Annotated in this window: 20 protein-coding genes and 2 pseudogenes; 7 read left to right on the plus strand and 15 right to left on the minus strand. The window is 55.7% G+C overall.

All coding sequences use genetic code 11. The features are described 5' to 3' along the window. Positions 1-124: 124 nt before the first annotated feature. Positions 125-1,474 carry a Na+/H+ antiporter NhaA gene (nhaA, locus tag JFT66_RS24650; RefSeq protein WP_198860357.1) on the minus strand — a complete coding sequence of 450 codons (1,350 nt, stop codon included), beginning with the start codon at positions 1,472-1,474 and terminating at the stop codon, positions 125-127. 282 nt (positions 1,475-1,756) lie between these two features. On the opposite strand from nhaA, the pseudogene JFT66_RS24655 reads away from it, so the two are divergent. From JFT66_RS24655 to JFT66_RS24675, 5 genes and pseudogenes are all read left to right on the plus strand, one after another. Further along, positions 1,757-3,243 (plus strand): annotated as a pseudogene (locus JFT66_RS24655) (SulP family inorganic anion transporter). An 11-nt stretch (positions 3,244-3,254) separates the two neighbouring features. After that, positions 3,255-4,106: a universal stress protein gene (locus tag JFT66_RS24660; RefSeq protein WP_198860358.1), complete on the plus strand. Its 852-nt coding sequence runs from the start codon at positions 3,255-3,257 to the stop codon at positions 4,104-4,106. A gap of 89 nt (positions 4,107-4,195) precedes the next feature. Further along, entirely contained in the window at positions 4,196-4,717 is a 522-nt protein-coding gene (locus JFT66_RS24665) for an NUDIX hydrolase (RefSeq protein WP_198860359.1), read from the plus strand. Between the two features lie 146 nt (positions 4,718-4,863). Continuing rightward, complete coding sequence (locus tag JFT66_RS24670) at positions 4,864-5,415, plus strand: hypothetical protein (protein WP_057710722.1); 552 nt, start codon at positions 4,864-4,866, stop codon at positions 5,413-5,415. Beyond that, positions 5,412-6,389 carry a tyrosine-type recombinase/integrase gene (locus JFT66_RS24675; protein WP_057710721.1) on the plus strand — a complete coding sequence of 326 codons (978 nt, stop codon included), beginning with the start codon at positions 5,412-5,414 and terminating at the stop codon, positions 6,387-6,389. The genes JFT66_RS24670 and JFT66_RS24675 overlap by 4 nt, the downstream gene beginning before the upstream one ends. On the opposite strand, the gene JFT66_RS24680 is transcribed toward JFT66_RS24675, so the two are convergent. The 12 genes and pseudogenes from JFT66_RS24680 to JFT66_RS24730 all read right to left on the minus strand — a co-directional run. Continuing rightward, positions 6,386-6,547: a hypothetical protein gene (locus JFT66_RS24680; protein ID WP_167348427.1), complete on the minus strand. Its 162-nt coding sequence runs from the start codon at positions 6,545-6,547 to the stop codon at positions 6,386-6,388. The two genes, JFT66_RS24675 and JFT66_RS24680, sit on opposite strands and share 4 nt — an antisense overlap. 371 nt (positions 6,548-6,918) lie before the next feature. After that, positions 6,919-7,170: a hypothetical protein gene (locus JFT66_RS24685; RefSeq protein WP_057710720.1), complete on the minus strand. Its 252-nt coding sequence runs from the start codon at positions 7,168-7,170 to the stop codon at positions 6,919-6,921. A gap of 13 nt (positions 7,171-7,183) precedes the next feature. Beyond that, positions 7,184-7,699: a hypothetical protein gene (locus JFT66_RS24690; RefSeq protein WP_057710719.1), complete on the minus strand. Its 516-nt coding sequence runs from the start codon at positions 7,697-7,699 to the stop codon at positions 7,184-7,186. Between the two features lie 58 nt (positions 7,700-7,757). After that, positions 7,758-8,285 carry a hypothetical protein gene (locus tag JFT66_RS24695; protein WP_057710718.1) on the minus strand — a complete coding sequence of 176 codons (528 nt, stop codon included), beginning with the start codon at positions 8,283-8,285 and terminating at the stop codon, positions 7,758-7,760. A gap of 32 nt (positions 8,286-8,317) precedes the next feature. Beyond that, entirely contained in the window at positions 8,318-8,452 is a 135-nt protein-coding gene (locus JFT66_RS30065) for a hypothetical protein (protein ID WP_269476466.1), read from the minus strand. A gap of 13 nt (positions 8,453-8,465) precedes the next feature. Continuing rightward, complete coding sequence (locus JFT66_RS24700; protein WP_057710717.1) at positions 8,466-8,654, minus strand: hypothetical protein; 189 nt, start codon at positions 8,652-8,654, stop codon at positions 8,466-8,468. Between the two features lie 114 nt (positions 8,655-8,768). After that, the gene (locus tag JFT66_RS24705; RefSeq protein WP_057710716.1) at positions 8,769-9,182 is read right to left on the minus strand and encodes a hypothetical protein; all 414 of its coding nucleotides are present in this window, start codon (positions 9,180-9,182) and stop codon (positions 8,769-8,771) included. 15 nt (positions 9,183-9,197) lie between these two features. After that, positions 9,198-9,419: a hypothetical protein gene (locus JFT66_RS24710; RefSeq protein WP_197882525.1), complete on the minus strand. Its 222-nt coding sequence runs from the start codon at positions 9,417-9,419 to the stop codon at positions 9,198-9,200. 103 nt (positions 9,420-9,522) lie between these two features. Continuing rightward, positions 9,523-9,870: a type II toxin-antitoxin system ChpB family toxin gene (locus JFT66_RS24715; protein ID WP_057710714.1), complete on the minus strand. Its 348-nt coding sequence runs from the start codon at positions 9,868-9,870 to the stop codon at positions 9,523-9,525. Then, complete coding sequence (locus tag JFT66_RS24720) at positions 9,867-10,121, minus strand: AbrB/MazE/SpoVT family DNA-binding domain-containing protein (protein WP_057710713.1); 255 nt, start codon at positions 10,119-10,121, stop codon at positions 9,867-9,869. Before JFT66_RS24720 ends, JFT66_RS24715 begins: the two co-directional genes overlap by 4 nt. Positions 10,122-10,484: 363 nt before the next feature. Continuing rightward, positions 10,485-11,126, minus strand: a complete 642-nt coding sequence (locus JFT66_RS24725; protein WP_057710711.1) for an SOS response-associated peptidase — start codon at positions 11,124-11,126, stop codon at positions 10,485-10,487. A 26-nt stretch (positions 11,127-11,152) separates the two neighbouring features. Beyond that, positions 11,153-12,121: pseudogene (locus JFT66_RS24730) on the minus strand (DUF4113 domain-containing protein); the annotation flags it as partial. 392 nt (positions 12,122-12,513) lie between these two features. Here JFT66_RS24730 and JFT66_RS24735 point away from each other — a divergent pair. Further along, positions 12,514-13,104: a hypothetical protein gene (locus tag JFT66_RS24735; protein ID WP_096143128.1), complete on the plus strand. Its 591-nt coding sequence runs from the start codon at positions 12,514-12,516 to the stop codon at positions 13,102-13,104. Between the two features lie 231 nt (positions 13,105-13,335). Here JFT66_RS24735 and JFT66_RS24740 read toward each other — a convergent pair whose 3' ends face one another. Continuing rightward, entirely contained in the window at positions 13,336-15,267 is a 1,932-nt protein-coding gene (locus JFT66_RS24740) for a UvrD-helicase domain-containing protein (protein WP_060765374.1), read from the minus strand. Continuing rightward, complete coding sequence (locus JFT66_RS24745; RefSeq protein ID WP_198860360.1) at positions 15,264-17,666, minus strand: AAA family ATPase; 2,403 nt, start codon at positions 17,664-17,666, stop codon at positions 15,264-15,266. The genes JFT66_RS24740 and JFT66_RS24745 overlap by 4 nt, the downstream gene beginning before the upstream one ends. A gap of 260 nt (positions 17,667-17,926) precedes the next feature. On the opposite strand from JFT66_RS24745, the gene JFT66_RS24750 reads away from it, so the two are divergent. Beyond that, positions 17,927-18,235, plus strand: a complete 309-nt coding sequence (locus JFT66_RS24750; RefSeq protein WP_060765376.1) for a hypothetical protein — start codon at positions 17,927-17,929, stop codon at positions 18,233-18,235. Positions 18,236-18,469 lie beyond the last annotated feature (234 nt).

Genomic DNA, 18,469 nt, shown 5'->3' on the forward strand with positions numbered 1-18,469 from the left:
CTTGCGGGTTTGCTTGCGCTTGCCAGCGTACTCGGCGTCGGCGAAGGTCATCTGCTTCATCGGGAAACTCGGTGGGTGGGGTCGCGGTATTTTGCCAAATCAGAAAGTCTTTTTCAGAGTTTCCCTAACGACTGGCCGGCTTTCTGAAGTTGAAAAAGCCCCACAGCAAACCCACCACTGCAGACGCAGAAGAAGCGCACAGCACGCTCAGCTTCGCTGCTGCCAATAAACGGTCGTCGTCATAGGCAAGGCCCGCGATGAAAATCGACATCGTGAAGCCAATGCCGGCGAGCAGACCTACGAGCATCACTCCGCGCCAAGTCACCTGTTCTGGCAGTTTGCACAGCCCGGTGCGAACTAAGAGGAAGGTAGCGAGCACCACGCCGATGGGTTTACCAAACACCAACGCCGTAACGACGCCATAAACGACCGGAATCACAGCCGCATCGCTGAGCTGAGCGCCATGGAAATTGACCCCAGCGTTCGCCAGTGCGAACAGCGGCATGATCACGAAAGCTACCCACGGATGGAGAGCCTCCTGAACTCGTTGCACAGGGGGCATCACTTCACGCTCGGCGAGCCGAATTTGCTTGAGGGGTGCTGAGACCTTCTTCTCGCCCTGGTCTACCCGGTGCGTGAGATCTCGGAATGCCTGAGACATGATTTCGAGAGGCCGCTCGCGGGACGGTGCAGACCATACTGGGGTTACAAGCCCAAGGATCACACCGGCCAGTGTTGGATGTACACCGAGCTTGAGAAGGCCTCCCCAGACAATCGCGCCCGGCAGCAGGTACAGCCAAGCCGAGCCGATTCCCATCCTCTGCATCACAAAGACAAGCGCGAGACCTGTGCCTGCGATCGCCAGACCCACAAGATGCAGGCTCGCGGTGTAAAACAGCGCGATGATAAGGATTGCAGCGATGTCGTCGATGATCGCCAGGGCTAGCAGGAAAACTCGCAAGTTGGCTGGGATGGATTTGCCCAGCAGAGCCAGAACTCCCACCGCGAACGCGATATCGGTTGCGGTCGGGACTGCCCAACCGTGGGCAGACGCCGTACCCATGTTGTAAGCAAGGTAGATTCCGGCAGGAACCAGCACTCCACCCAGCGCCGCGCCTAACGGGAGCGTTGCCAGCTTTGCGTTGGACAAAGCGCCGTCTTGTATCTCTTGGCGAATTTCCATTCCAACCACGAGAAAGAAGATGGTCATCAAGCCGTCATTGACCAAGAAGTGCAGCGACTGGCCCACGCTGAAAGATCCGACGGTGATGGCAACTGGAGTGTGCCAAAAGGCTTCGTACGAAACGCTGGGCGAGCTGTTGGCCCAGAACAGTGCAGCGATAGCGGCTATTACAAGAACGACGCCACTGAGGGCTTCGATATGACTGAAGCGCTCGACCGCAGCCAGTGCTCGGCTGGTGAGTATCTGCGGTCGAGGGATGACAGTTGATGCGGGCGTGTTTGGTGCAGGCACGAGTATTCCTCACCGGCGGCCCGACCGGTATTGGAATTTAACCTGCGGATCAGCACATTGCCTTACGCACCCAGGGGGGATTGTACGCATGGACTTGTGACTCTCGCAAAGCTTCGAGGATTCTTGGATATAAGCGAGACGGTTGGGGGAACAGATCTATCCCGGAAACGACAGAACGTCGCATTCGGGAAGCCTCCCAGGTATTAAGCACGGATGCCTTTTTGCATCGACCTGCCCGCCTTCCCTTTGGCGTGCGCGATGCTTTGCCCTGGATAATTTTCTATGCTGCAAAAACTAAGACAAACGTGGCTTTCCAACATCCGTGGAGATGTGCTCGCGGGTATCGTCGTCGCCCTGGCGCTGATCCCTGAAGCCATCGCCTTTTCATCATCGCCGGCGTTGATCCCAAGGTCGGTCTCTACGCATCCTTTTGCATATGTGCGGTTATCGCCTTCGTCGGCGGTCGTCCTGGGATGATCTCGGCAGCCACCGGCGCTATGGCACTGCTCATGGTTACGCTGGTGAAAGATCATGGACTTCAATACCTGCTCGCAGCGACGTTGCTGTGCGGGGTGCTTCAGATCCTTGCCGGCTACCTCAAGCTGGGCTCACTCATGCGCTTTGTTTCGCGCTCAGTTGTGACCGGTTTCGTGAACGCGCTGGCAATCCTGATCTTCATGGCGCAGCTGCCTGAGCTCACCAACGTCACCTGGCACGTCTACGCCATGACTGCAGCTGGCCTTGGGATCATCTACCTGTTCCCGTATGTACCGAAGATTGGCAAGCTGCTTCCCTCCCCCCTTGTGTGCATTCTTGCCCTGACCGTCGTCGCCATTTATCTGGGACTGGACATCCGCACTGTGGGTGACATGGGGCAGCTACCTGACACTCTGCCCATCTTCCTATGGCCTGAAGTACCGTTGAATTTTGAAACCCTGCGCATCATCTTCCCGTACTCCGCCGCGCTGGCCGTTGTGGGTCTGCTCGAATCCATGATGACGGCCACCATCGTCGATGACCTGACCGATACCACCAGCAACAAGAACCGCGAGTGCAAAGGTCAGGGAATCGCGAACATCGCGGCTGGCTTGCTGGGTGGCATGGCAGGCTGCGCCATGATTGGCCAGTCCATCATCAACGTGAAGTCCGGTGGCCGTACCCGACTTTCAACATTGTGCGCCGGTATATTCCTGCTGCTGATGGTGGTGTTCCTCGGCGAATGGCTCTCCAAAATCCCCATGGCGGCATTGGTAGCAGTCATGATCATGGTGTCCATTGGCACCTTCAGCTGGGACTCACTGCGCAATCTCAAAGAGCATCCTCTGTCGACCAACCTCGTCATGATCGCCACCGTCGTGGTCGTTGTGGCCACGCACAATTTGGCTTACGGCGTGCTGGTAGGTGTGCTGCTGGCCTCACTGTTCTTCGCAAACAAGGTCGGCCACTACCTCGACATTAAAAGCAGCCTGAAAGAGGCGGAGCTGCACCGAACCTACCGAGTCGTAGGCCAAGTGTTCTTCAGTTCTGCTGACAAATTCACGGGCGTGTTTGACTTCAAGGAAGCGCTCAAGAAAGTCACGATCGATCTGACTCAAGCCCACTTCTGGGACATCACCGCAGTCGCTGCGCTGGACAAGGTCGTGATCAAGTTCCGCCGTGCAGGCGCTGACGTTGAAGTCTTAGGCCTCAACGAGGCCAGTGCGACCATCGTTGACCGCTTCGGGGTGCATGACAAACCCGGTGCCATCGACAAGCTCATGAGACACTAAGGAGATTGACAATGACCCACGTAATGGCCTGCATTGATAACTCACCCTCGACACTAACCGTTTGTGACTACGCAGCATGGGCGTCGCTGCGACTGAGCGCTCCACTGACCCTGCTCCACGTGCTGGACGAAGATAGATATCCTGTTTCTGCTGATCTGAGCGGCAACATAGGTCTCGGTAGCAGAGAACATTTGTTGAAAGACCTGGCTGCACTGGATGCTCAGCGCGCAAAGCTAGCTCTTGAGCATGGGCATCACATGCTTGAAACCGCTCGCGACCGCTCGGTCCTTTCGGGTGCCACGTTGCCTGACCTGAAACAGCGTCATGATGATCTTGTCGATACTTTGACTGATCTCAACGACGACATCCGCTTGTTAGTCATCAGAAGGGCCGGTGAGAGAAGCGAGCGGGATCCGCATGCGATCGGGAGTCGGGTTGAGTCGGTTATTCGCGCCTTCCACCAGCCAATCCTGATCGCGAACAGCAGCTTCAAGAAACCAGAAAAGGTCATGCTCGCATTCGACGGGAGTGCCACGTCGCAGAACACAATCGAGGCCCTCGCCTCAAGCCCGATCTGTAAGAGCCTGGCGCTGCATATCGTTATGGTCGGCAAGGAGTCGGCAGATAATCAAACCAGCCTGGCTATGGCGCGCAGTACACTCGCCGCGTCTGGATTGCAGGTCAATGCCGAGCTGATTGAAGGGGATGTCGAGACCGTTCTGCAGGCGTATCAAGTCGAGCAGGGCATCGATCTTCTTGTGATGGGCGCGTATGGGCACTCACGCATCAGGAGCCTTCTGGTAGGCAGCACCACCACGACGATATTGCGGACAACTTCACTTCCGGTGCTACTGCTTCGCTAAGCAACTGTCGTTGGCCATCGCTTCCATTATTGAGGCTTGCGATGGCCAGGTCAGGCAATGATTAACTGATCCACCTGTAGCGAGACCACATGCAACTCATCACTGAAATTGTTCACCCACAGCTCGCATCCACCCAGGGTCGAGTATTTCGTCGTCACGCTGCTCGCGGCATCGTTTTGCGCGGTGAGCAGATCCTGTTGCTTTTTACCGAACGCTACAACGACTTCAGTTTCCCCGGGGGCGGCCTTGACGGTGACGAGGACATCGTCGCGGGGCTGAAGCGTGAGCTAGAGGAAGAAACGGGCGCTTGTGAAATACAGGTGCTACAGCACTACGGCTACATTGAGGAGTACAGGCCTCACCTGAAGCCCGGCTATGACCTGATGCACATGACCTCGCACTTTTATCTGTGCGAGATAGGTCCTTACCAGGAGCAGGTGAGAATGGAGAGCCACGAAATTGCTAATGGTATGCGGCCTGTCTGGATCAATCTGGCCGACGCTATCAGCCACAACGAAGCCGTCATGCAACGACAGGAATCTTCAATGGGCCAGTCTATTCAGCGCGAGACCTTCATGCTTAGGAAAATAGCCTCGAAAATGCCGCAGTGAGCCTGGGTTTGTACACCGTAGGAGGTCAGGGACCGCGACCCGCTCGGCACCTCTGACGCCGGCGATTTCCACGACGCATCAAGCATCGATCGCTGCTTACTAATGCAAGAAATACGTTATCACGACTTTTTAACAGGGGTGGCCGTATGTCGATTTTTGAGCCGGTGCACGCCTTTTTCCGTAGACGCGCAGTAAAAACCCTGAATGAAGCGGCAGCATGCGTGTACCTGGTGAACCGCCGGCAAGAATCCCCCCGGGGCAACTTCGTGTTTCCCGGTACCGACTACCTGGACGATATCGAGGTCGGTGGCCATCGCGTTGGCCACGTCGATTACGGCATCAATCCGCTGGGCGATCGGCTGTACATCAACATGCTTGAAATTGAGCCGGCGCAGCAGGGGCAGGGCATGGGTATGGCCGTGTTGTGGCTCCTGTGGCGCACGCACCAGGTGCCGATTGTGCCGCTGTACCAGTACACCTCATCCGACGGGTTCTGGGACCGGGCCCGCCGGCGATTTGCTGCGGCCGGCGCCGTGATCGAGGACGAGCTGCGCGGCATCCAGGCGATGGAGCTGGAACAAGCGCGCTGGCAGCACCTGGTGCCCGAGGCCGAAGACAAACGTCTGATCCGTGAATACTGGGAGTGGGTCGCCGCTGAACACGCGGCTGGTCGACCTGCAGGGCCGGGCATTCCATGACCGACCTCACTCCCCCCCAGTCCACGGCCGTGCTGTTGCCGATCGGTGAACGTCGGCTGAGCGCCGTGGAATTCCAGCAGCTGGCCGGTGTGCCGGCAGCGGTGGAATGGTTCGCCAATATCGACAACCCGCGCACCCGCCGCGCCTATCAAAATGACCTGGAAGACTTCTGCGGCTTTGTCGGGCTCACCGGTGCCGAGGAATTCCGCGCGGTCACCCGCGCGCACGTGCTGGCCTGGCGCGCCCAGTTGGAAACCCGGGGCCTGGCCGGGGCCACTATCCGGCGCAAACTGGCCGCGCTGGCCAGCCTGTTCGATCACCTCCTGGAGAACAATGCAGTCGCCGGCGGCAACCCCGTGCACGGCGTGAAACGGCCACGGATTGAAACCAACGAAGGCAAGACGCCTGCACTCGGGGATGACCAGGCTAAATTGCTATTGTCCGCGCCGGATGGCTGGACGCTCAAGGGCATGCGTGACCGCGCTATTTTGGCCGTGCTGCTGTACCACGGCCTACGCCGCGAGGAAGCGGCTAAGCTGATGACCGGCGACCTGCAGGACCGTCGCGGTATCAAGCACCTGCAGGTAAGAGGGAAAGGCGGTAAGACTCGCTATTTACCATTGCACCCGGTCGCGGCCGAGCGCATTCATGCGTATCTGGAACGGGACATCACCCGCGAACCGGGCAATGGCCCCCTGTTTCGCTCGATCCGCGGTCGCACCACCGGTACCGGGATCTGCGCCGATGGCATCTATAAGGTGGTTGCGCAGTGGGCAAAGGCTGCAGGCATCCAAGTCGACGGGCTGGGTGTGCATGGTCTGCGTGCCACGGCCGCAACCAATGCACTGGAGCATGACGCCGATATCGCCAAGGTCCAGGTGTGGCTGGGGCACGCCAATATCAGCACCACCCGCTTGTATGACCGACGTGGTCAGCGGCCGGAGGATTCACCGACGTACAAAGTGAAGTACTAAAGCTTAGGCTCTGGCTTTTGCTGCACAGCCAGGAACGTCGCGTGCATCAACTGAGTGACTTGCAGCTGCAGATCCTCACAGGCTTCGAAGAAGGCCAAGGGCGCATCATCGGTACCATCCTCCAGCACGTTGGCCATGTCCTGGATGAGGTCACCCATCACCTGCAGCTGCTGTTTGAGGGGTGTTGAGCATGTGCTTATCTCCGCTAATGTTGGTTACGTCGACGCTCGTGCAGTACTTAGCCCATGGCGACTTGAAAGACCCACAAAGCACCGCTCAACAGGAGTAGTCCTATACATAGCGGAATCACTCCATTCTCAAGAAGCCCATTCATATATAGTTCTCCTACTGGTTGTGATATTCCATGGTGAGATGTTCCTACCTATTCCAGCGCGCTACAACCGGCACGGTCGATCAGTTCATCTAGAATGGCCTGCAACGCAGCTATATGCACTCTTCCAGTGCTTCTGAGAAAGCGTGCGGCCAGATTGTTGTCAGCTTGCGAATCATTGAGCTTGCTTAAGCTTTCCTAGTGCGCGTCAGGGTCAACCGCTATCCACGCTTTCGCACCGTTGTAGTCGTCGCCGCCTTCGGCCTTGAAGACCAAGCCGGTCATGTCTACAGCGTATGAACCTGGGCGTTCGCTTGCCGGATCACGCAGTTCGTTTTTCCAGCCGTAGACCTCACCTTCCCAAACCAGCACAACACCATCAGGGTGCTCTTTGTTGCCTGCTCGCCACTTGGTGGCAGTTGCGCGTAGCGCCTCGATCAGCTGCGTCATGGGGGATTTTTTCTTAGGCCCGAGTAAGTAGAAAACTGCCGTGGGGCGGCAGCGGATTCTGGTCTGGATCAGAACTAAACTCTCCTTCCCACTCCATACAAATTTTGTGAATGAAAAGAAGCAAATCAATCGTAATGCCACTGCTCAACACAATGTTGAAGGTCTCCCTGGTCTGCTCTGAACCTGCAATCACTCCATTCGGACCGAGACCCACCAGGTTCTCCGTAACGGCTGTAACCTCAGTCTTTTTCACAACAAGGTGCTTGGAAGCATTGGCTATGTCTGCGCACTCGCCAAACAAACCGCTCGCTTTTGCGCGCCAAGATTCGAAAAAGACGTGGTCTCCCGTTATCCCCTTTGATTTCAGTAACCAATCTCGAAGTGACGAGTTAGTCACACAAAAATTGAAGAGGTGGTCACCCATGGACTGCAAATCTGGCGCGTTCCACACCCGTCCAGCTTCGCGAAACAGCTTAAGCGCGATATCGCGTGGTGTTTTGAAAACAGGTATTTGCGTTTTCACTTTCATCAAGTCATTTCCTATTCATTTCGACTTGCAGGTGGGCGCTCTATTTAGAGATCGCTCTTCACAACTCATTTCCTTCTAAAACTCGCACTGGTTTCCCAACCTCGCGCCCAATCGCAGCTAGGTGTCCCTTTTGACGGTCAACAATATGAAGCTCTACTATCCGGATCAACTTACGAAGTTCATACAGGCGATCAAAAGGAAAAGAAATTTTGTATTGCAGGTGAAGCATAAGCTCTCCTGGCGCGTCCTCCTCATGAACTGTCACCGATTCAAACTCGTTTTCGTCATTGTGCGCTACGTAGGTGTGGCGCAAATCCATAATTTTTTTGTGTTGTTCCAGGTACGCTGGCTCCGATTTAAAAATTGAGGACGCTTCGAGCTTGCTTCGCCCCTTCCCTACCTCCACAAAGCATTTCGCATACGAATTGAGTGCACTTTTGAAGTATCCCAAGAAGTCTAGGATCGCGATGTATGAATTCCAGAGATGAGGGTGACCAAGCTCTTCTGCTTTGCTTATGTAGTAGCTGGCTTCGTGAATCTGACGCATCAAATGAATTTGCCGATTGTAGTTGCTCAGCGCACTCATAGAGACTTTTCCTCGAACTATTCACCTTAAGGCTAGAGTGCCTGGTGCTTGACTGCGGGCTGAGCAGCTTTCAATTTTTCGATGCCACTGAACATGCCTGAGATCATCCAAGTTATCAGTACCGCAAAAATGAGGACTAGCAATGCTCCTTTGAATTGAATAGTCATTTGATGTTCCTACCTATTCCAGCGCGCTACGGCCGGTTCGATAGGCAAACTCGTTACGGACGGCCTGCAACGCGGCCACATGTTTTTCCAGTGCCTCCAGGGAAGCGTGCGGCGAGCTTGTTGCCAGCTTGCGAATCAGCGAGCTTGCTTTAGCTGAACTGTCCAATGCCCGCTGCAGCAGGTCATCGATTTCGCGATTCATAAGCTTTTCCTTCAATCGGGCAGGTAATGCCTACTTCATGGACGGCTACGGGCCCAAAGCCCGGCGCTGAAGTCCTCACTGGTCATCTAGTCTGCTCTTCGCACGGGCGCCTATTTATTCGTAAGCGCCTTTCCCGATTTGGTTCTTTAGCCAAAATAGACGCTTGATTTGTGGATGCTTCACTTCGAAGTCTGTCAGGTTTTGGTCGACTGCTTTTTTTGCCTCTAGCGCTTCCATATGGGGGCGCATATGTTCAGTTGCAGCAGCTTCACCGTATTTCTTAACGCGCGCGTCCCAGCCTATGCCGGGCTCCACCGTCGCGCCTGCGGCCATAAGGGCCTCATAACCAGCATAGCTTGCTTTGCGTAGCGCTTCATACTCAGAATACAGCACTTTTCGTTCTTCTTTCGAATACAGTTCATCGAGAAGACCTATTAGTGCCATTACTGACAAAGGAGCCTTGACCGAGTCAATGGCCTTTAGCAGTTCTGTGTGGCGACGTTCTTCGGGGGTCGTTTTATCGTACATATCGGAGCCCATCCTTTAATAGTTACCCGGCTTTCGCCAGATGATGCAATCTGCGGACTTCTGAAAGGTGACAGAAGGATTGGCCTGCTCTTGCTGGCATCGAACATCACGCTCCGCAAGTTGTTGAGCCTCGTCACGCTGGACGATATAAACAATGACCGCGAGCGCGATTACAGCAGTAGTTACGAACAAAGGTTTCGCATTATTTGGCATGTACTTCATTGCAGCGCTGGACATATCGTCGTCCTTAATTGATATGAAAGCCGAGGTGCATCCTGGCCTTGCGGCGTGCCGGCCAACCCGGCATACCTTTACTGAGTGTACTGCGGGATTTTTTTAGTTATTCAAAGAGCGCCTGGACGCGGGCCAGCACATCGTCAATCACCACCTCTGAAGCCGACTCAATGCGCTTGGCTCCACGGGCCTCAAGATCAACAGTGCGGATCTGGTTACACAGAACAACCCCCTGCGTTTCGCTGCCTGACCCGCTCAACGGCACCGCGAAACCGGCGTACCGGGCAAAATCGCCGCCCTGCGTGATCGGCGCAATGACCGCGAGGCCAGATGCGTTATAAACCGCAGGTGTGAGGATCAGCGCCGGACGAAAATCACCCTGCTGCTCGCGGCCAGCGGTTGGATTCAGGTTCAGGCGCACAATATCCGCCCGGTTGAATTTGGCCCGCTTCAAGCTTCACGCCCTACTGGCTGCATGGCGTTCCACTCGGCCAGTTCTGCGGGCTCCGGCGCATTCAAATCACACTTGGCCATCAGATCGGTTAGTCGATAATGCAGCTTGGCTTTAGCAGGCTTGAGCGTCATTACGTCTTCCGATGCATCAAGCATCAGCACGTCGCCGTTGGCCAGACTCATTTGCTTAAGTACCGCTGCTGGCAGGCGAATCGCTGCACTATTTCCCCACAGCTGAATTTTTACTTCCATAAATCACCTCATGATGTAGAAACATTGTATATACATCGCATAGGAAACACCAGAGCTTTGTCTATACATTGTATCTACATTTCCAGCTTCTAAGCTCTTCGTATAGCGGCTTGTTTGGCCGTCAAATAGGATTGAGCGGTCGGCTACTCTTGGTGATATTTGGACGACTGATCAAGCTGGCTCGATTCCTTATTGCGAGGTTTCGTTTCGGGCTCTGGCTCTGCTGGGTATGCTTTCACAGAATAGGGGGTCAATTGCAGGTGCAGCTCAAACCGCTCCTGTATCTGTTTTAGCATTTCGTCTCGGGTCATACAGTCACTCTCGCTTTCACCTGGCGGATTATGCATCTTCTGCAGCGCCATATCACATCGCTACGACCATGCGATCAGCCGGATACTGACGCATGAACTCCATACTATCGCTAGTCGAGGCTTTCAACCAATCGCCATAAAGTCCCTTGGGAAGGATAACCACCATGCGCTTTTCATCTTCGGGTTTATGGTAGTTGCGCATGAAAGGATGGTCATCGGCATTGATCGTGAGCATCGTAAAACTGTGCAGGATCCTGTCGGTACCAGGTTCGTGCCACTCCTCCCACAGGCCGGCGATTCCCATCAACTCTCCATCTGACCTAACTATACGCGTGGGTATGGATTTTCCCGTTCGCCAGTCAGGCTCATAAATGGCTGCTGCTGGAATAATGCAGTGGCGGGCCTGACGCCAAGCGGTGCGAAAAGACGGCTTCGCACTCGCGGTCTCTGATCGGCAATTGTAGGTTTTCCGTGCAATTTTGGTGTCTTTGCTCCATGAAGGGACCAGGCCGAACGAACCAGCTAGTACTTCATTCGGCGCCGGCGACTCTGCCTCGAGGTCGACGTGTTCCGCGCTACGGATGAAGGGCCCAATGTAACCTGGCCACAGATTCAGCTTACCCTGTTCATAAGGTTCAACGCCGAAGGTGTCTGCTACCCGCTGCGGCGCCGGTGCTTCGTAATGACTGCACATTTTGAAACTCCCTCAATCCTGACGCCTCAATTGGCATTTACCGTCCAGAGCTGATCAAGCCTGGTGGTGTAGTTCGGGCTCATCAACTCACGACGCATTGCCCAGGCCGGTGCAGCAGGCACCGCTGCAGCGCGTAGCGTTCCACGGCCCCATCGGCTGTTGATTTCATCGAGTACGCTCATCACCTTGTCCGCTGCAGCTGGTTGCGTGTGCGCGAACAGGTCGTCAGTGAATTCACCTGGTTGGCGAAGATCCATCAACAAAATCTCAGCCTTGCTGTATCGGAACCCTGGGCGGAACAGGCGTTCCACCGCCTGTGTTGCCGCCTTAGTGATTAAACGCACGTCATTGGTGGGATAGGGAAGCTCCACCAATACACCGTTAGCGTAACGAGCCTCTTCGGGGTTAAACATGCCGGTGCGAATGCTGACGCGGATCTTTTTGCACAGTGAATGCTGGGCTCTAAGTTTTTCCGAAGCCCGTTGCGCATAGGTAGCAACCGCTTCCTTGATTGGCTCAATTGTTTCCAGCCGTATGCCAAACATTCTGCTGCAGCAGATCTCCTGCTTTGCCGGTGCAGCTTCTTCCAGGGCTAAGCACGAGGTGCCAGCGAGTTCGCGCACGGTTTTTTCTAGAACGACGCTGAATTTGCGCCCGAGCAGGACCGGGTCGGCCTTAGCCAGGTCCATTGCAGAGTGGATGCCCAAGGCATGCATGTGCGCCGTCATGCGGCGGCCAATACCCCATACTTCCTCCACTGCGGTGTTACGCAGAGCCCAATCGCGTTTGAAGGGATCGCACAGATCCACCACGCCACCAGTTTGCGCCTGCAGGCGTTTGGCCGTGTGGTTGGCGAGTTTTGCCAGGGTTTTCGTGTGGGCAATGCCCACGCCAACTGGAATACCCGTGTACTTCAGGACCTTGGCTCGTATTTGCCGCCCAAAAGTTGTGAGGTTGCCGGGCATGCCGGTCAGGTCACAAAAAATCTCGTCGATGTAAAGGAAAGATTGTGAACTATGGACATAGCCACAGAGCAGTCATGGTCTGCTGTTGACTCTGATCTCTGATGTCCATACTTCACCTCCATTTTCCCGCGAAAAATCTAGGGGGTGCCCATACGTCATTGCATTGTCCAACCCTCTATTAGCTGCATCGCGTTTGACCTTTTTTCAGCTGACGTCCCTAAGCACTTGCGCATATGCGTAATCGCATGGACTTGACCGGTTGCTTGCATTTACTTGACCAGCACACTGGTTAGCCTTGACCGGCAGAAATCGGCCATGGCAGCCCCACAAATGTATTGTCAACAGCCTTGCAGAAGCGCGAAGGAGCCCCCATTTATCGTGCGAGCCATTCCAGGCCGGTCAGGTTTATACATAAGGACATCATGGATCACTTTTCCCCGAAGACTGTAGACCCAACAATAGCGCTGGAATGTGTGTTTCGCTGCGTACTGGAACACATCTATGGAACCGGCTGGGGTGGGGCCTGCCATTCAAGCTCCGCGATGCTAAGCATCCTGCTCAAAGAGCATGGGATTGATTCGGAAATCATGATTGGTGAAGTCTTCTGTGATGGCTACCGGTTTGATCATTCCTGGGTAGTGGTCCAGGGGCAAATTTTCGATGCAGCTGTTGCGCTTCCTCAGGCTGGGGGAATTAAGCTTGGTGGCCCAGTCTTCGCTGGCTTCGACATCGAGACCCATGAGCCTACCAGGCTGCAATATGGCATAGGGTTACCGGGTGGATTGGGGCCAGTGGAGGAGCTAATTGCCTCTCAGACCATCGGCGAATACTTCGCCTATTCAGACGAAGTGGCTCGGGATGATGCTGATTTCAATGATCAACCTGTGCCGCCAGCGCTATGGAATCGTGTTGCGGTGGTCGGACTAGCATGCGGCGTTTTAAAGTCAGCAGCAGAGCTTTTAGAAACTCATTCACACATTGAGCGCACTGTCGTTTCGCTCCAGTTGCTTTGATCCTAGAAAATGGAGTGTAGGGTTATTTTTCCTAGCCTTAATGTCTGCTCCAAACCGATTGCTGTAATCCGTGACGGGCAGCTTTGGGTCGTTTTCTGACTCTCACGACGGGCAGAAAACGGCCAATTGCTGTCGATCACACCCGCAGAGTTACCACACGGCAGCTACCACTTGCCACGGCGGGAGCCTACCGCTCGGCTCTTGCTTCAAGTAGGTCAGGCAATCATTTGTCTATGGCCATCCAGCTAGAACTTCCTGTGTAAAGACTGCGCTTCGCGGCAAGATCCCGCTCGCCACGACATTTTCCAAGGTGGTCGTCGGATCGGCGACAAAGAACGTTAGTACCAGCCCCCGCTGGGCGCGAGTGCAGCAGACGTAAAGCAGTCGCAGCGTTCGGCTCCAAGTGTTTTCATCACCGCCTAGTGCTCGTGCACGATCTGCAGCACGGGCCTCAGCGCTCGCGAAGACACGTTCGTAGTTGTACGTTCGGTAGTCGCTTTCTTCCTCGTCCATCACCACCATGACGCGTTCGAACTGCGCTCCCTTCACACCGTGCTGTGTAGCATAGGGAGACCCTTCTGAGACATAGCGCTCATAGGGCCAAAGCTCTTGTGCAGAGCACTTGAAGAACTTGGCCATTGCCGCATCTGAGGATAGTCCTTCGGCCGGAACTGCATCAGCAGCCTCGGGCTCCTGGGCAGCGTCTGCAACATCCCTGACAAATCCGAGAACACGCGCATAGCGATCGTCGAACTCGAAAAGACCCGTGTCACAGAGATGGAGTGCTATGTCACCAATGGTGGTCCCTGCCTCGTCCAGCATGGCGACAAGTCTAGACATAGCAGCGTGCAGCTCTCGCAATACAGCCGCGGCACGTCGGCCGGTAAGAGCCCCTGGCGCCAGGCGCGGGCTGAACTTCCGGAGCAGGTTCATTGCCGCGAACTCGTTGCCGGCCTTCACGGCGGCAACGATCGGTAGCGCAAAACTTAGGAACGGTCGAACGGGCCAGCCGGTGCCATCCTGCATCCCCTGCTTCATGCCCTCCGATGTCTTATCGTTCAGCGCCGAGTAGATGCCACCGAAGCCGAGCCGGTTTGCGGCCATGCGGTGCACGATGACAAGAATCTTGAGCGCGATGTCTGGGGTCGTCCAACCCTCGTCGTTGTTCGTCGCCGCACTCCACGCCCGGACTCTCGCCAGGGCCTCAATTCGGTTCAGCGTGTTCGGCAGGATGAACATCCGGGCCGAGCCCTCCACCGGCTTGAGTTCTCCATCAACCCTTTCGTGCAGCCCGCGGACTTGCTCCATGCCGTCGCCCTGCGCACGCACGGCGTTGGCAACGTCAAGGATCTGCTTGGCACAGCGAAAATTCTCTGGTTTCGTGATGGCCCGCCAATGGTCCTCAAGCGGGATGTCCCCCGCCCCTCTCATGAAAATCGCCTGCATCGGGTCGCCAAAAAAACCGAGACAGAACTTGCGCCGCATCTGGGCTTCCACTTCCTTGAAGGACTTCACTACGCTCAGGAACGTGTCCTGACTCTCGTCAATGAACACAAACGGGAAGTTCAGCGCTACGACCCGTCGGAACAGCGGGCGATTTTGCAGCAGGAAATCGGCGAGCTGAAGGATGTCCTCGTGGCCGAGGACGCCCTTCGCGTAGTCACTGCCCACGCCGTAGTTGAAAGTCTTGACGCCAGCAATAGCCTCCAGGCTTCGGGCATAACGCTCTTGGTCAGCCTTGTTCCTGTCGCGTGTAGTCTGCCGGACACGCGAGCTGTAGTTCTTGAATTCTTCTTCCAGTTCGGTGATCCGCCTGCGGATGTCGTTCTGTAGCCAAACCTTAATGTCCGCCTGAAACGTCTTGGTAATAGACCAGTAGAAGCTGTGGATGGTCGAGACATGAACCAGCGGGTCGTCGTTGACATCCGCCAAGATTTCTTTGGCGGCGAGGTCCGTATATGTGATGCAGGCGACCTTCTGCTTCTTCGCCCGCATGCTGGCGCCGTGCTCTGAGATCACCCAGTCCAGCGCCTTGATAAGGGAGGTGGTCTTGCCGGAACCTGCGCCGGCGCGGACCACGAACGGCTGCGGGGGGGTCTCGGTAATACACGCGTGGATCTCGCGGTCGGCGCCGGTGTCTGGGCTATCAATTCGTCTGCTCATGTCGTCTGCCCCGCGCCTGCAATAACGGCGACAACACCGGCTGCAGTCGGCTCAATTGTCGCGACCTCGTTGGCAATAGCCGCGTCCGCCTCAATCTCGTGGGCCACTTTGGTTTCGAGCCAGGCTAAGCCCTCGGCGATGTACGTGGGGACTTTCCAGCAGTTGAGCGGCCCGCTTGCGAGGACCTCCAGCGCAAAGCGAGTCTTGTCGAAGTTCTTGCCGATCACCCTTTCGTGCAACTTCTCAGCCAGTTCTTCAGGGCTGTTTGGTGCGCGCTTCAGCTTGAGTCCGACCGCCCGGTTAGCCTCAGCCTGACACCAGTCGGAGTTCTCAAGACCGAAGGCCTCCTCAAGCGTGCGGCCGCAGAGCTGCGAGGTCGTGGCGCCCACCGTCACCAAAACCTTGGTTTGATAGGCCACCCGAACCTCAGCGCTGGTCCCCTCGGCAAGCGACAGCGTTTTTTGCTCCGCCGTGACTTCCCAGAGTTCGGCAACCAACCGCTTCTTAGGGATCCAACTGATAAGGGTTTGGTTGGACGTGAACGCACCCTCCACGTGAGCATGGCAGGTGCTGCCACGCTTCTTGGACTTCTTCTTTCCGCCCGGTGCTGCTTCGTCGTCGTCTTCGAGCTCGAAGGGCTTCAGGTCGTCTTCCTCGTTATCTCCGTCGACGGCACCGGCTCCTGTGTCTTGCTCGGCGGCATTCTCGGCATCCGTCTTGACCGCTACGCTGTCCAGATCCGTGATGACCAGCGTAGTAAGTCCAACGAAGGCAATCAATTCCTGGAACCGATGCGCGAACGCGCCACCGACTTCAAGGATGGTTAGGGCGGAGGAACGCAGGCGCTTGGCCGCCGTCTCGATCATGGCTGGCAAGAGCAGGCGCTCGACATTGCCCTCCACCAGGATGACAGCATCGGAAAAGAAGAGATCGCAGTGTGTCAGTTTCAGATACCGCTGCAAGAATTCGCGCGCTGGAGCGTCGGCCGCGCCCGTCTTGAAGAGCGAAAGATTCCTTACCTCGGTGTTATGGTCCAACTGGTCGCTAACACGGCGAAAGTACCTGATGGGAGAGAACCCGCGCTCATAGAGAATGTGCGGGGAGTGCGTGGTGACAACGAGCTGCGTGTGGAAAAACGTTGCGTGATCGTTGGCATCCTCAAGGAGGCGCAAAACATTCCTGATGAAGACCTGCTGGATCTGAGCGTGCAGATGCGCCTCAGGCTCCTCGATGAAGACCAGATGCAGTGGCGCCCGCTTGTCTTCCTCGACTTTCCACTGCTCGTGCAGGTCGAGGAGTTCAACCACCATATAGACTAGGTTCTTGAACCCCAGGCCATTGTAGCTGTCGGGCAGTTGCGCGGTGATCGCACCAGGAACCACGTAGTGAACCTTGGAATCCTGCCCCAGGACGGTGGTCGGATCCAAGGCCGCCCGAATCACGATCTCGGGGTTGTTGACGCCTGGATAGCCGAGTTTGGCGAGGCGCTTGAGAGTGTCGCTGAAGACTTCCTTCAGGTGGAAGTTCAGTTCTTTCTCCGAGGTATCGAGCGCTTTGAGCGCTGCATGGTCGTCGCCACGTTTCTCCAGATTGCGGTGATAGAAACGGCTCAGACGTCGCGACAAGCTCTCGGCGCGGTCGGAGCTGCCAGCATCCGGGTCATCGAGGTGCCGCTGCGCGCGCAGGAAGTCCACCCTCACCAGAGACTTGAGAATCGCCGCGCCACCCGGTTCCTTGCCTAGGGGCAGCGGCGCATAATCAACTTCCTTTGGCTGATAGCCGACAAATGCGCGCTCATCGAGCACGTAGTAGCGGAACGTATATTCTTTGCTCAGTTCCTTGGTGAGGTACTTCGTCAGACTTTCCGGCCAGGGCTTGTACTCGCCGGGAACCGCTACCACCGCCGCCGCATTTTCCGCACCTGCCTCCGCGCCTACACTGCGTCTGGCCACCAGTGCGTTCGCAGCGTTGTTGGCCTTTTCATGCAGTTCGTGGAACTTCCGGACGAGTGCATGGGCGTCCTGAGGCTCGAACGCCACCCGGATCCCGACGCACTTACCGTCCCACTCCGTGCTCGGAAGAAGCGACATTGCAGTGGCGAGGTCGTCTTCACCGACCCGGAACCAGAGATCCAAAAGAATGGACGGCAACTGCTTGGGCGCGTCCTCATCGCCTGGAGGCGTCCTGCCGATGGCGTCGATCTCGGCCCACAACGCCGCGCTGAAGTCGAAGAGTTCGAACTTCTTCGCTTCGCCACGGAGCATCGAGTACAGGCCTTGTACGGCAGACGTCTTGCCGCTGTTGTTGGCGCCAACGAAGATGGAAATCTCATCGTCAAGCTCAATGACGACGTCGCGCAGTCGGCGATAGTTCTGCAGCCGATATGCCTGTAGCTTCATGATCACCTCTTCCTAAGTGTGGCCGGGACAACTTGGTGCTGAGCACACAGGCCGGCTGCTTTCCTTTGAGCGTTCGTGAATCTAACACCATCTATGTTCGGATGCCGAGAGGAAACTTATATAGCGCACGCCATGCTAAACCTCCAGTCAGCACATCAACGTCGAAATAACGACGACCTTACCCATACATACATCACTTCACGTATCGTAGCAGCGGCGATTTTGAGGCCATGCCAATCAAGAAGAAGTAGGAGACAATGATGAAAAGCAACGAGTTACCAACAGAAATATCTTGCGAGGTCGACCTTACGCTGACCTATGGTATTGCCCCTGGTCTCGGCCGTCAGGCGAAGTACTCGGCCCAGCCGATTTTGATCTGTCGAGAACTAGCCAAAAAAACGAGCGTCCAGGTGGCTAACTTAGGTGTGGATTTGCTGAAATCGCCTGCTATCAGTCATGCGCAAATTATTCTACCAGACGGAACATTGCTGTCTGGAGCTGTAACCAAAATCAGCCCCTGCGGCACCTACTTTGAGATGATTGAGGATAAGGGTGTGAATCGCCCCTAGTTTCGTAGACGCCATCACGCTTCAAGGAAGGGTTGCTAACTTTGCGTAACTGTCCGCTTTTGGCCGATTGTGTTGAAAAAGTCGGTTTGTCCAAAGCGCTCGGATACAGATAGGTAAAACACCTGTTTTGCGTGCTGCTACGTGAAATCCGAGTCGTGAACCTTCTGCCAAAAACACAGATTTCAATCTCGGGTGCGAACTTTTCTACAGTGGAAACCGAAGCCGACTTTTTCA

The organism is Pseudomonas sp. MF6755, assembly GCF_016405635.1.
Taxonomy (GTDB): Bacteria; Pseudomonadota; Gammaproteobacteria; order Pseudomonadales; family Pseudomonadaceae; genus Aquipseudomonas; species Aquipseudomonas haemolytica.